We start from the raw sequence: 13,214 nt of genomic DNA on the forward strand, positions 1-13,214 counted from the left end.
GATGAAAAGCCTATTAGTTGGCTCTTTCCCTATAGTTTATCAGTAACAGCCTATTACACAGTAAGTTTATTAACAGAAAATGACTAAAATTTAGCCGAAATTGAGTGTGAACGACCACTGGCTTGACGTTTTCTGCGGCAATGCTGAGCACCAAGTTGATCAAGTTCAGCAACTTCGTCAGGCAACATTAACGACAGTAGTTGCTCTAGTTTGCCTTGATCAGACAAGACGTTGGAGATGGTTTGGCTAGTTTTTGTACGGAACATATCATACCCCTAAATATTTATACCTACTTAGGGGTATGCAGCTACAATGCCAAGGCTATATAAAGTATTTAATCTTTATATTATTCAGACAGTTGCTGCCTAGCACGAATTGGGTTTGCGTACATTTCATACAGCTGAGATCGGACCTCTGCACTAATATCGCCAGTCTTCGCTTCAAAATAGCGCTTTGCTTCAGCTAATTCGTTAGCAGGAATTTCTTCTGGGATAGCATCACCAAGGGCAATCCAGTTGGTAGGCATAAGCTGGTAGTTACCAATAATCGCTTTATCTAAAGCTTCAGCCACGTCTTTAGCATTTTCATATTCGCCAGCCAGTGGTTCTGCAAAATGCACATGCACTCGACCTTTTTGACCCACAATACCGCGCGATATACTGTAAATATCTTCATGCTCTTGTTTTTGGTATTCACCATGCTGGCTTTGCGATACTAACTCATTCGCTTTAGCCACATCGCAAGGATCAAACTCATAAGAAATAGACACCGGAACAATGTTTAGCTCTTTAATGTAATCAGCAAAGTCTTGTTGCTTAGATTTGTTTAAGGCCAACATAGAAATAAGCGCAGAATTAGTAATATCTAAGCCGTCTTTGGCGCGTCCTTCTCGTTGAGCAATCCAAATATGGTCGCCAGTGCTCGCCAGAGTGTGTTGAATATAAGCGGATAACTCTTTTAGATTAGCCAACTTTTCACGTTTAGCATTGGCTGAGCGCTTAACAATAAAGCTGCGGTTAAGGCGCATTAAGTCAGACACCCAAGGCTTGCTTAATAAGTTATCACCAATGGCAATTTGCACCGTGTCTTGGCCATTTACATGCAGCAAGTAGTTTACAAAAGCTGGGTCGAGGGCAATATCTCGGTGATTTGAGATAAACAAATGCGGCTTAGATAAATCTAGGCTGTCTAAACCACTAGAGCTTAGTTGTGAGGTGGTTGTTTTGATCATGTGCGCCATGTAGCGCTCGACCATTACTTGAAAGTCGTAAACGCTTTTTACGTTTCTTACTTTAAATTTAAGTACTTGGCGCAAGGCAAAAGACGTTAGCGAGAGAAAGGCTCCACTGGCTTTAGGGTAACGAAACTTAATTAAAGTAGTGATAAATTCGGGATCATTAATGAGGCGTTGCAGTGTACTTTTTACTTCAGAATCTTGATAAGGGCGAATACTGTCAAACTGAGACATAACTTCTCTCGCTATTAAGGAAGCCGCAATTTACCGTTTTCTGCTCTTAAAAACAACAATAATGATTAAAATTTAAACAACTATTAGCAGTTTTTAAGGCTTAATGCGGATTCTTTCGCTTAGCCTTTGAGCCACGTATACTGGAGCCTCGATTTCCCAGCTGCAAGTTAATGGAACAACAACGCCAATATTTGCTTGATGCCCCCATCACGCCGCTTATTATCAATAAGGCGAGTCCAACTTTAGTTGGCATTTTTGCGATCATCTTTTTTAACCTTGTTGATACCTTTTTTGTTGCCATGCTCGGCACCGATGCGTTGGCTGGCGTATCTTTTACTTTTCCCATTACCTTTGCCATCACCAGTGTTGCTATGGGCTTAGGCATTGGCTTGTCGTCCCATGTAGGACGGCTACTGGGGGCTCGTCAACATCAACAGGCCGCCCAACTCACTAGCCATAGTTTATTGTTTAGCCTACTGCTAATTATCGCTATTGCCGGCTTGGGTTATTTCAGCATTTATCCTCTTTTCAGCCACTTAGGCGCCGAATTACCAGTAATGCCCTATATTGAGCAATATATGCAAATTTGGTATCTCTCGGTTCCGCTATTAGTGATACCCATGGTGGGCAATAGCGCCATAAGGGCCAGTGGCGACAGTAAAACCCCCAGTATAGTGATGCTGGTTGCTGGTATCGTAAATGGCATATTGGACCCAATTTTTATTTTTGGCTGGGGGCCTGTGCCGGCCATGGGGGTGCAAGGAGCCGCTTTAGCCACTGCAGTAGCTTGGGCACTCACCTTTAGTGTTGCTGTTTACCTACTGAGTTTTAAATTAAAACTACTACGCTTTGAAGCTTGCTCTATTAAACAGCTTCTCGCCTCTTGGAAAAAGTTGCTTAGCATCGCCATTCCGGCGGTGTTTTCTCAGCTGCTTACTCCCATAGCCACCACCATAACCTTGGTGATTTTGGCCAGTGCCGGCACAGCAACCGTTGCCGCCTATGGCTTTGCCACACGGGTAGAAGCCTTACTATTTATTGGTGTAATGGCGATTAACTCGGTGATTCCGATGTTAGTTGGGCAAAATGTTGGGGCTGGCAAAGCACAGCGCGCCCAGCAAATCGTTCATCATGCCATTAGGCTAGCGGTGGTTTGGCAACTGTTGCTCGCTATCGCAATGTACGCCTTAGCCCCTTTAGTGAGCTATAGCTTTAATCACGATGCAGAAGTGGCTGAGCTTAGCCAATATTACTTACAACTAGTACCTTTTTGCTACGGCATGATGGCTGTGCCCTTATTGCTAGCTCAAACCTTAAACGCCTTAGCTAAGCCACTGTTAGCAATGGCGATAAACTTAATTCGCTTGTTTGGTTTTATGTTACCGGCCATTTATATCGGCGCGATGTGGGGAAGCAGCAAAGTAATATTTTTAGCGATTATTATTGCCCATACCTTGGCGGGCTTGGCGAGCTTAATCATATTGATTTGCTTGATGAGCAAAAACAGCTGGTGGCAACATTCGCAATCTTAGTTTCGCAGAAATGAAAAAAGGCGACACAAATGTGTCGCCTTTTAAGTAGTCATATTGCTCTTATCCGTGAACAGTAATTGCTCCTTGCAATCCTTTTGACTGTTGCACACCAATCCTTAGCGTTTCCTCTTCCCAGTTCCTTTGAGCTTTCCTTTAGCCTTCTATGGCATAAATGTTCATCCTAAACACTTGCTCTCTCCGTCCTGGAGGTATCCTTTAACTTCATCCTGAAAGTTTGAGGTATTTTGCTTTCTAGCACTCCTGTGCTGACATCCTAATGTTTATCTTCCTTGATAAACGTGCTCTTCCTAAGCAATGCTTCCTAATACCTTGGCATCTTGCCCTGACTCTTCCTAAGCCTTGGCTCGTCCTGATGGTTAATACTTTACGCCGATCACTTGTTAATCCCAGTAGCCAAAACTAAATAATTTCAGTTTTAACCATTAAAAAATAAGTATAAATACATAAGAAACTGAAATATAAAGATTTAAATTAACACAGGCTTATTAACTAACTGACATTACCCGCTGCAGCTCGGGCGGATCTCTCACACAGGCCATGGCAGATAAAGAAACTACCAGATCGAGATTAATAATATAAAAACCCAACTAATTACAGGTTATCCATTAAAAGTTCTGCTGATAGGCAATAAACCCTAACAGTAAATAGCAGGCAAAGAAAAAGGGCGACACATACGTGTCGCCCTCTTAGTAGTCATATCGCTCTATTCCATGAACGTTAATTGCTCCCTGCAATCCTTTTTGACTGTTTCACACTATTCCTTAGCGTTTCCTCTTCCCAGTTCCTTTGGGCTGTCCTTTAGCCTTCTATGGCATAAGCGTTCATCCTAAACACTTGCTCTCTCCGTCCTGGAGGTATCCCTATACTTCGTCCTGAAGCTATTTGGTATTTTGCTTTCTAGCAATCCTATGCTGACATCCAAACTCATCTACCTTGATAAGCCTGCTCATCCTGAGCGCTGCGTCCTAAATACCTCGGCGTCCTGCCTAATTCTTCCTGAATCTTCGTTCGTCCTGATGGTTGATACTTTACGCTCATCCCAACTAAAGCCCAGTAGGCCAGAAACAAAAACATCTAAACAAAACTATTACTTAAGAGGTAAAAAACAATAAACTATTGAATAATAAATATAATTTATTAACAGCACTGACAAACAAAGAGATTTATCGGTCTAATAGAATGGTCGATCTCTCACACGGTCTTTAGTCGATCACCAAATATGCAACTAAAGTGAGCAGCCTTTAAATTGCTATTTATCTACATAAACCCTGTTAAGAAGAATATAAATCTAAGTGAATAGCTTTTAGCTTAATGATAAAGCTAAATAGGCGAACAAAATTCAAACAATAAAAAACCCAGCACTTGGCTGGGCTTAGAAAAAGGTCGGGGCGACACTTTCGTGTCGCCCCTAGTAGTCATATCGCTCAAATCCGTGAACGGGTAGTTGCTCCCTGCAATCCTTTTTGACTGTGTTACTACGTCCTGTAGTTATCCTTTTCTCAAATCCTTTGAGCTGTCCTTTAGCCTTCTATGGCATAACCGGTCTTCCATACCAGTTGCACGTCTCCTTCCTAGGAGGTGTCCCTTGCTACTTCCTGTAGCTGTTCCTTTTTAGCTCCTGCTACGTTTCTCATCCTGATAAACGTCAGTGCCTCCGTGCACAAACAACTATACGGAATCTAAGTTTGAGAAAAAGCCGCATTAGCAAAAAACTTTCAATTTTTTACTTACAAATTCTTACAAAAACCATAAGAGACTAATTTAAAAGGAAATTTACTTTTAACAACTGTAAGCAAAGCTGCTTTTAACGCACAAGCTTGTAAGAGATATCTCACACCACCCATCGGCATTTATCGCTAACTAACGATTTTTAGCAAGCTTAGGTAGTGATAAATGGTAGCGAATAGCCACTAAGCGAATAACTAAAGCGGTCAAAATACAAGCACTTGTAGCAATAGTGACCGAAAACTCCAAGTACAAGGCGGCCACCCAAACTAAGCCACCTACAATACAAGCAGTGGCATACACCTCTCGTTGAAGTACTAAAGGAACTTGATTGGCCAGCACATCGCGGATCATTCCTCCGCCACAGGCGGTAATTACTCCCATGGTAACGGCCACAATCATTGGCGCACCAAATTGATAGGCTTTATCGGCACCAATCGCCATAAATACCGCCATACCTATCGCATCTGCGACCGGCAGTAACCAACGAGGAGGAGTTGGAAAGTTATTAAGCAATAATACAGAGGATAAACTGGCCACTAAAATCACCCATAGGTACAAGCCATTCTCAACCCAAAACACCGGGCTAGCACCTAAAGCCATATCGCGGATAGTACCGCCGCCAATGGCAGTAACACAGGCAAGCACTAAGGCACCAAATAAATCCATTCGGCGACGACTGGCTATCAATACCCCGGAAATAGCAAAGATTGCGGTACCAAATAAATCGAGACTAAATATGATGCTGTTGCCCAAGGCGAGTTCCTCTAAAAATTCGGCTGCAATTAGACAACATCTGCGCTTAGCAATACAAGACGCAGATCAAACAAAGCCGAAGCCTGGCGGCTTCGGCTCAAGGTATTTAAGCAACAAGCTTAATCGTAGATTGTTGGAATTGCCTGACGCTTATGTTGGGTGCGTTGGTATATACCAATCAGCTTTTGCTCAACCGCATCGGCAACACTCTTACCTTCTAAGAAGTCATCAATTTGGTCATAAGTAACGCCTAGTGCTACTTCATCAGGCAGCTGTGGGCGGTCTTCTTCAAGATCGGCCGTTGGCGCTTTACCAATTAGCTTTTCAGGCGCACCTAAGTAATCGGCTACTTGGCGAACTTGGCGTTTGTTTAAACCAAAGATGGGCACTAAGTCACAGGCACCATCACCATGCTTGGTGTAAAAACCCGTTAAGTTTTCAGCTGAATGATCGGTTCCAATAACCAGTCCACCACTTAAGCCAGCTATTTCATACTGGGCAATCATACGCATACGGGCTTTAACATTGCCTTTGGCAAAATCTACCGCAGCTTGAGCAGGTAAATCTAAACCAGCAGCCACCAAACTTTCGCTAGCACTAGTATGCAAGCCTTCGGTACCTGCTTTGATATTAGTGGTAACAACATGTGAGGGTTTAATAAACCCTAAAGCTAGTTGTGCGTCGGCTTCATCTTTTTGCTCACCAAAAGGTAAGCGCATGGCAATAAAGCGGTAATCTTGACTATCACTCTCATTGTTAAGTTGTTCTACCGCTAATTGCGCTAAGCGACCAGTGGTTGTTGAATCAACACCGCCACTAATACCAAGTACTAGTGTTTTTAAACCAGCTTGTTTTAAACGCGCTTTTATAAAGTCGATTCGACGTTTAACTTCAAACTCTGGATCAATTTCTGGCAAAACCTTCATTTCTGCCAAGATTGCCTGTTTCATTCTGTCACCCCACAGCAAATAATATCCCTAATGCGCAATGTACTTGAGAGACAAAAAAAAACCAAGGGACAAGCTGGTTTACATATACTTAAATCAGCATCAGCGAATTCAAGCAAACATCTCATCAATTTTTAAGGATTAGCAACATGTTAAGACGTACTAAAATAGTCACAACTTTAGGCCCCGCCACCGACCGAGACGATGTATTGGAACAACTGATATTGAGTGGTGCAAATATGGTGCGCCTTAACTTCTCTCATGGAACCGCAGAAGATCATTTGGCACGCGCAGCCAAAGTGAGAGAGTTAGCCAGCAAACATAAACTACACATTGCGATACTGGGTGACTTACAAGGTCCTAAAATTCGGGTATCTACTTTTAAAGATGGCAAAGTTAATTTAGTTGTTGGTGACAGCTTTATTTTAGACAGTGAGTTAGACAAAGGCTTAGGCGACGAAAAACAAGTTGGCCTAGATTACAAACACCTGCCTAAAGATGTAGAGCCTGGTGATATCTTATTGCTCGATGACGGCCGCATTCAACTTAAAGTAACCGCGGTAAAAGACAGCCAAGTAACTACCGAGGTAACCATTGGCGGTATTTTGTCGAACAACAAAGGCATAAACAAACTGGGTGGTGGTTTATCCGCAGCAGCCCTTACCGATAAAGATAAAGCCGATATTATTACCGCAGCCAAAATTGAAGTGGACTACTTAGCGGTGTCTTTCCCAAATAGTGGCGAAGACATGCACTATGCCCGTCGTTTAACCCAACAAGCAGGTTTAGCCACAAAATTGGTTGCTAAGGTAGAACGCGCCGAAACAGTAGCAAGCGAAGAAGCGATGATCGATATTATTAAAGCCTCTGATGCGGTAATGGTTGCACGTGGTGATTTAGGGGTAGAAATTGGCGATGCCGAATTAGTGGGTGTACAAAAAACCCTTATTCGCCTCACTCGAAAATACAATCGAGCAGTAATTACCGCCACTCAGATGATGGAATCGATGATTAGCGCACCAATGCCAACCCGTGCTGAGGTTATGGATGTAGCCAACGCCGTGCTAGACGGTACCGATGCTGTGATGCTTTCTGGCGAAACCGCCGCAGGCCAATACCCTATTGAAACAGTACAAGCGATGGCCAGCGTATGTTTAGGGGCAGAAAAACAACGCAGCATTAACGTGTCGAAATACCGCATTAACGATACCTTCGAGAGTATTTCTGAAACGGTAGCCATGAGCACCATGTTTGCTGCCAACCACATGAAGGGCATGAAGGCTATTATTGCGTTAACTGAGTCCGGCAGCACACCACTGTTAATGTCTCGCTTAAGTAGTGGCTTGCCAATATTCTCATTGTCTCGTCATGCCAATACCTTAAGCCGCTGTGCTTTGTATCGCGGTGTATACCCAATTCACTTTGATGAGAGCAGCGAAGATATTATTAAAGTATCAAAAATAGCGATAGAACAGCTGAAAGAACAAGGTTACTTGAGCAAAGGCGACTTGGTTATATTGACCCACGGTGACGTATTCGACCAAACCGGTCATACCAATACCAGTAAGATCCTAAAGGTAAGCTAAGTATTTATACTCTAGCTAAGTAGAGAAGCCGCTCTAGCGCCTTCTACAGGCCGATTAACTGACAGTTTTCGGCCTTTTTTCATGCCGGTTTGAAAGTCTGGTGTCAGCTGTCCCATCGAGGCTTTAATCTTGGCTTTAAAGGTTTCGCGATCTAGCTTTTCAAACATCTCATCTAGGTAGTCGTCCATATGCTCGTTACGACCATTGGTTGTGAGATCTGGCAGCTTTTCCAAAGCACCTTCTAACCAACCAGCAGTAAACGAAGTAACCCGGCGAGCCACTGTTACATTGTCGGTGCCAGAGCCGGCGAAACTATTTCTAAAAGAACCCACTTGTTGGTTCATTTCGCGGTAAACAATATCAAAAGCAAAAGCAGCAAATACCGCGCGGTCGGCATGTCCTACAAACTCGGCGCGTTTTAAACCTTTGTGATTAACCAGTACAGCCTCAACTCCAAAGCGGCTATTAATGCCGCGGATAATGCGCAGAATATTTTCACTTACGTTGGCAGGTAGCAGGGTTTGGGTAGAGGTTTTACCCATTTGAATAAGCTCAATATCAGCTTGTTCGAGACCGTGTTTAAGCATAAGCCGATGGGCCATGCGAATAGCTTGAGCAGCCTCATGTATATTTGAGGAGTTACCCAACTCTAAACATTTGGCTATTTTTTCTAGGGCGCGTTTACGACTCACGAACTGCAACAACCTCTGCTCAAAAATGAAGCGCTATTTTACTTATTTTAGCCAATTTTTCCAGTTATTCAGCGGCGGTAGCCAGAATCAAAAACAACAAAGGCTTGGAAATAAAAACCAAGCCTTTGATTTTGTAGTTAATGTTTTAGGGTCTGTTGCTCTTTGGTGTTGAAATTTTGTTCGAGATAAGCGGGCTTTAATCGCGGCGAGCACTTAGAAGCCTAGTGGGCTAAGCAAAAAGTGCTTAACAAAGAGTAAAGTTCGCTTATCCGAACCCTTCGGGCAGAATTTATTAGCCATTTATTCAGCCTTAGCGAGTGATTATTAAGCCCACTTAACTGCACACTCACTGCCTTGCCTAAATGGCTATTTATTGCTGCAAAAACCATCAGCAAAGATCAACAGACCCTAGCTATTTCTCAATTTGCGCTGCTTCGCTAGTGGCAGGATAAAAATGCACATCGCGCTGTGGGAATGGAATAGAGATACCGTCTCGGTCGAAGCGCATTTTCACTTCGCGGGTAATATCCCAATATACATCCCAATAATCATCGGTTTTAACCCAAGGGCGAACAATGAAATCAACTGAAGATTCGTTGAGTACATGCAACTTCACCGTTGGCTCTGGTTCTGGCAATACCATTGGGTGTTTTTCTAGCAGTTCATTTAATACCGCTTCAGCTTTTTCAATATCGTCTGAGTAACCAATACCAAATACCAAGTCCACCCGACGCAGTTTTTGTGCAGTAACATTTTTAATAACGTCACCCCAAATTTTGCTATTGGGTATAACCAAAGTTTGGTTATCGATGGTAAGAATAGTGGTAGACACAAGGTTCATGCTTTTCACCTTACCAAATACCCCACCGCCCACTTCTACCATGTCACCTACATCGTAAGGGCGATAGATAAGAATCATCAAACCAGCGGCAAAGTTACCTAGAGTATCTTGCAAAGCAAAACCAATAATGAAACCGGCCACACCTAAACCAGCCAGAATAGGTGCCAGCGAAATTCCCACTTGGGCAAGCGCAAACAGTATTCCTATAATAATGACCACTCTCGCTACTGAGGAGATAATCATATCTTTCATTAAAGATGAAAGGTTTAATTTGGAAGAGTCCAAACTCTTGGTTATTAGCTTACGCACTAAGCGCGATAGGGAGCGGAAAATATAGTAAATAGCCACCAGCAAAAATACCTTGAAGATCCATTCGCCACCGTGTTCTACAAAGTATTCAGATAAACGTTCTAACCAACGTTTTGCTATGCCACCTAAAATGTTTACATCCAGAACATCGGTTGTAATTTGGCCACCCAGCTTAAGCAAGGTTTGCTGGTAGAACGACGCGTTAAAGCCCAACTGAGTAAGCAAATCCACGGTTAGTTTGAAGCTTTCTCCGGCAACCGCAAGCTGCTCGGTAACAACCGCTAGTTGGTCTTTAAGGCTTTGATCATCTGGCGTAATTTTAATTAGCTTGCCTAGTTCTTCGCGCTTTTTACCAACTAAGCCCACCATGCCAGAGAAAGACTCGGCGCGGGTATATAGTCGGTCAATCAAATACTCTTTTTCAGTATCAACACTAAAACCTAAAGCTTGCTGATTAGAAATTTGCTGCACCATGGCAGTATAAATAAGGTCTGAGCTAGCAAGGTGTTCGATATAGAGTTGGAAAGCTTTAATGCCATCAGCTTCTTCTTCGGCGTAAGCCTTATTAAACTCAAGCTGCTGCTTTTCGATACCATTAACTAAATCTTGGTTATTTTGGGCAATAATTTGCTCAACTTCAGCCAACACTTGCTCATCGGCTAAGCCTAAGGCCTTTTGCTCAATTAAATACTGAGACAGCTGATTGATGGTTTCAAAAGCATGTAAATGGCGTTCTAACAAACGGTGAGATATAGCCGCCTGCTCAATGCTTGAGACTTGGTCGATATTGGCTTTTATTTTTTCGATTCGCTGTTGCTGGCGCTGGTATTTATCCAACAACAAAGTAGCTTGGTCACTCCCAGAATCGACTGCCATAACCGAAGTTATTGGAGCACAGACTAACAATGCTGCTAAGCCCAGAGCACCACAATAACGCGTTAATTCCTTTAACATCACTTTCTCCAACCAACAAAGTAGTAAATAAGCTGTACATGCAGACTAACTGAACGGTTTAAAATAAATCAAACCGCCCCTTAAGAATAGTGGCTTGTTTATATTTTACTATCAGATTTAAGTGCTTATACTAACTAATAGCTCACAATGAAGTGATAAATTGTAGAACAGCGCATCTGTAGCTCTGTTTTAGTACTGCGATACAAGGATAGTATATGAATACCAAGCAGTGGCTCCCTCTTGCTGCCCTAGTAGCAAGCTTTAGTTCTACCAGTTTTGCCGGTGAATGGGTGATAAAAGCCGGTGGCTTTTGGGCGCAAACTGATTCATCTATATCAACTAAGGCATTTGATGGTAGTGACCTAAAACTGGACTTTGAAGACACACTCAACCTTGAAGAATCTCAGTTTCTTCCTTTCTTCGAAGTCGGCTATAAGTTTAATGAACGTCATATTGTATATGCCGATTGGCGTCGCTTACATCGACAGGCTACTACCAAATCAACCTTTGGTTACACCCTTCCTAATAATCCTGATAAAGGTATTCTGGTAGGCGCATCTATTAATACCCGCATGGACATTGACATTCTACGTGCTGGCTACGGCTACTCTTTTTACAAAACCGATCGTGCCGAAATAGGTGGTTCTTTAGGTTTGCACGTTATGTTCATTGAAATGGGCTTTAGCGGTGAAATAGCCGGTTGTGTTGATGATAACGGAAGCATTACCTGTGATAGCGCCAATACCGACGGCGAAGTAGTTGATGAGTCAACCACTGCTCCATTGCCAGATATAGGGCTATGGGCAGATTACGACTTATCGGAAGATTGGACAATTGGCGCACATACTCAGTTCTTCTATATATCTATAGATAATACTAGTGGTTACTTAGCCGATTTAAACGCCTCTATCTCTTACCATATCAACCCAAATTGGGATGTTGAGCTAGGTTATAACTACTACCTAGTTGAAGCTGAATGGAATGAAACCACTTTAAAATATAACTACCGCGGGCCAATGCTCAACGTAGCTTATAAGTTCTAAACAAGCTTTCCCAAGCTAAAAAAGGCCACAGGTTTTCACTTGTAGCCTTTTTGTTTACCAAGTTTTACTGCTTATATCAGCGATTCTATTCCGTATTCTTTACCGTACTTCTCTACTACAAAGTCGATGTCTTTATCGCCTCGGCCTGACAAGTTAATCAGAATAGAGCCCTTACTACCTTGCTTAGCCAAATTGATAGCGTGAGCTACAGCATGAGCAGATTCGATTGCTGGGATAATGCCTTCTAAACGCGAGAGCTCAAAAAAAGCGTCAATGGCTTCTTTGTCGCTGACTACACCATATTGAACCCGGCCTAAGTCTTTTAAGTAGGCATGCTGTGGCCCAACCGAAGGATAATCTAAGCCACTAGCTACTGAGTAAACTTGCTCAGGCTCTCCTTGCTCATCTTTAAGCATGTAGGAATGGAAACCATGCATAGTGCCAGGTTCACCCTTGGTTAAAGTAGCTGCATGTTCACCCACTTCTTCTAAACTGCGACCGGCAGGTTCACAACCATGCATAGCTACCGCTTCATCTTCTAAAAAGGCACTAAACAGCCCCATAGCGTTAGAGCCACCACCAACACAAGCCACTAAATTGTCTGGTAGAGCTCCAGTCATTGCTTGGAACTGCTCACGCGCTTCTATGCCAATAATTGATTGGAAGTCTCGCACCATCATCGGGAAGGGGTGAGGCCCAACCACCGAACCAATGGCATAAAGCTGGCTATGAGGATCGGCCATGTAAGCTTGAAAAGCGCTATCTACAGCTTCTTTTAAGGTTTTTCTACCGTGAGTAGCGGGGATAACATTGGCACCTAAAATACGCATTCTCACAACGTTAGGATGCTCTTTAGCAATATCCACTTCACCCATGTGAATATCACATTCTAACCCTAACAATGCAGCAGCGGTTGCTAACGCAACCCCATGCTGACCAGCGCCGGTTTCGGCAATAACTTTGGTTTTGCCCATTTTTTTAGCCAGTAGCACTTCACCTAAACAGTGATTAATCTTATGCGCGCCTGTATGGTTTAGGTCTTCACGTTTTAAATAAATATCGCAGCCATAGGTTTGCGATAAATGCTCGGCGTGGAAAATTGGGCTAGGGCGACCCACATAGTCTTGATACAAACGAGTAAGCTCTTTTACAAACTCTGGATCTTGGCGAATTTCTAAGTAAGCCTGATTAATATCATTCATTACTGTTTGAAGTTCTGGCGGAATAAAGCTTCCACCATATTCGCCAAAATAACCTTCGCTGTTTGGCAGCGGGTGTTCAAACTGTTTGTTCATGGTCTGTCCCTAAAGCAAAACTCTAGTTATACCTAATAAAAGTAG

10 protein-coding genes are annotated in these 13,214 nt (G+C 43.0%); 3 read left to right on the forward strand and 7 right to left on the reverse strand.

The features are described 5' to 3' along the window. Window positions 1-83 precede the first annotated feature (83 nt). The gene (locus K5609_RS21375) at window positions 84-266 is read right to left on the reverse strand and encodes a hypothetical protein (RefSeq protein WP_221075394.1); all 183 of its coding nucleotides are present in this window, start codon (window positions 264-266) and stop codon (window positions 84-86) included. Window positions 267-346: 80 nt separating this feature from the next. Beyond that, on the reverse strand, window positions 347-1,468 hold the full coding sequence (locus K5609_RS21380; RefSeq protein ID WP_221075395.1) for a 1-acyl-sn-glycerol-3-phosphate acyltransferase: 1,122 nt from the start codon (window positions 1,466-1,468) through the stop codon (window positions 347-349). A gap of 170 nt (window positions 1,469-1,638) precedes the next feature. On the opposite strand from K5609_RS21380, the gene K5609_RS21385 reads away from it, so the two are divergent. Next, window positions 1,639-3,000, forward strand: coding sequence for an MATE family efflux transporter (locus tag K5609_RS21385; RefSeq protein ID WP_221075396.1), 1,362 nt, complete (start codon window positions 1,639-1,641; stop codon window positions 2,998-3,000). Between the two features lie 1,881 nt (window positions 3,001-4,881). Here K5609_RS21385 and K5609_RS21390 read toward each other — a convergent pair. Together K5609_RS21390 and nadE are read right to left on the reverse strand one after the other, a co-directional pair. Then, window positions 4,882-5,502, reverse strand: a complete 621-nt coding sequence (locus tag K5609_RS21390; RefSeq protein WP_221075397.1) for a trimeric intracellular cation channel family protein — start codon at window positions 5,500-5,502, stop codon at window positions 4,882-4,884. Between the two features lie 119 nt (window positions 5,503-5,621). Then, window positions 5,622-6,452, reverse strand: a complete 831-nt coding sequence (gene nadE, locus K5609_RS21395; RefSeq protein WP_221075398.1) for an ammonia-dependent NAD(+) synthetase — start codon at window positions 6,450-6,452, stop codon at window positions 5,622-5,624. Window positions 6,453-6,598: 146 nt separating this feature from the next. On the opposite strand from nadE, the gene pyk reads away from it, so the two are divergent. Beyond that, a complete protein-coding gene (gene pyk / locus K5609_RS21400; protein WP_221075399.1) occupies window positions 6,599-8,035 on the forward strand; it encodes a pyruvate kinase in 1,437 nt (478 codons plus the stop codon). 11 nt (window positions 8,036-8,046) lie between these two features. On the opposite strand, the gene K5609_RS21405 is transcribed toward pyk, so the two are convergent. Both K5609_RS21405 and K5609_RS21410 read right to left on the reverse strand, forming a co-directional pair. Next, the gene (locus K5609_RS21405; protein ID WP_221075400.1) at window positions 8,047-8,727 is read right to left on the reverse strand and encodes a DUF2786 domain-containing protein; all 681 of its coding nucleotides are present in this window, start codon (window positions 8,725-8,727) and stop codon (window positions 8,047-8,049) included. A gap of 412 nt (window positions 8,728-9,139) precedes the next feature. Next, the gene (locus tag K5609_RS21410; RefSeq protein ID WP_221075401.1) at window positions 9,140-10,831 is read right to left on the reverse strand and encodes a mechanosensitive ion channel family protein; all 1,692 of its coding nucleotides are present in this window, start codon (window positions 10,829-10,831) and stop codon (window positions 9,140-9,142) included. Window positions 10,832-11,046: 215 nt separating this feature from the next. Between K5609_RS21410 and K5609_RS21415 the strand changes: the two genes are divergently transcribed. Continuing rightward, complete coding sequence (locus tag K5609_RS21415) at window positions 11,047-11,874, forward strand: porin family protein (RefSeq protein ID WP_221075402.1); 828 nt, start codon at window positions 11,047-11,049, stop codon at window positions 11,872-11,874. 71 nt (window positions 11,875-11,945) lie between these two features. Here K5609_RS21415 and trpB read toward each other — a convergent pair whose 3' ends face one another. Further along, a complete protein-coding gene (trpB, locus tag K5609_RS21420) occupies window positions 11,946-13,169 on the reverse strand; it encodes a tryptophan synthase subunit beta (RefSeq protein WP_221075403.1) in 1,224 nt (407 codons plus the stop codon). Between the last annotated feature and the right edge of the window lie 45 nt (window positions 13,170-13,214).

The sequence above is a fragment of the Agarivorans aestuarii genome, assembly GCF_019670125.1.
Lineage (GTDB): Bacteria > Pseudomonadota > Gammaproteobacteria > Enterobacterales > Celerinatantimonadaceae > Agarivorans > Agarivorans aestuarii.

Coding starts and splice junctions, on each gene's coding strand:
- K5609_RS21375 (WP_221075394.1), bottom strand. CDS start 266: ATGTTCCGTACAAAAACTAGCCAAACCATCTCCAACGTCTTGTCTGAT.
- K5609_RS21380 (WP_221075395.1), bottom strand. CDS start 1,468: ATGTCTCAGTTTGACAGTATTCGCCCTTATCAAGATTCTGAAGTAAAA.
- K5609_RS21385 (WP_221075396.1), top strand. CDS start 1,639: ATGGAACAACAACGCCAATATTTGCTTGATGCCCCCATCACGCCGCTT.
- nadE (WP_221075398.1), bottom strand. CDS start 6,452: ATGAAACAGGCAATCTTGGCAGAAATGAAGGTTTTGCCAGAAATTGAT.
- pyk (WP_221075399.1), top strand. CDS start 6,599: ATGTTAAGACGTACTAAAATAGTCACAACTTTAGGCCCCGCCACCGAC.
- K5609_RS21410 (WP_221075401.1), bottom strand. CDS start 10,831: ATGTTAAAGGAATTAACGCGTTATTGTGGTGCTCTGGGCTTAGCAGCA.
- K5609_RS21415 (WP_221075402.1), top strand. CDS start 11,047: ATGAATACCAAGCAGTGGCTCCCTCTTGCTGCCCTAGTAGCAAGCTTT.
- trpB (WP_221075403.1), bottom strand. CDS start 13,169: ATGAACAAACAGTTTGAACACCCGCTGCCAAACAGCGAAGGTTATTTT.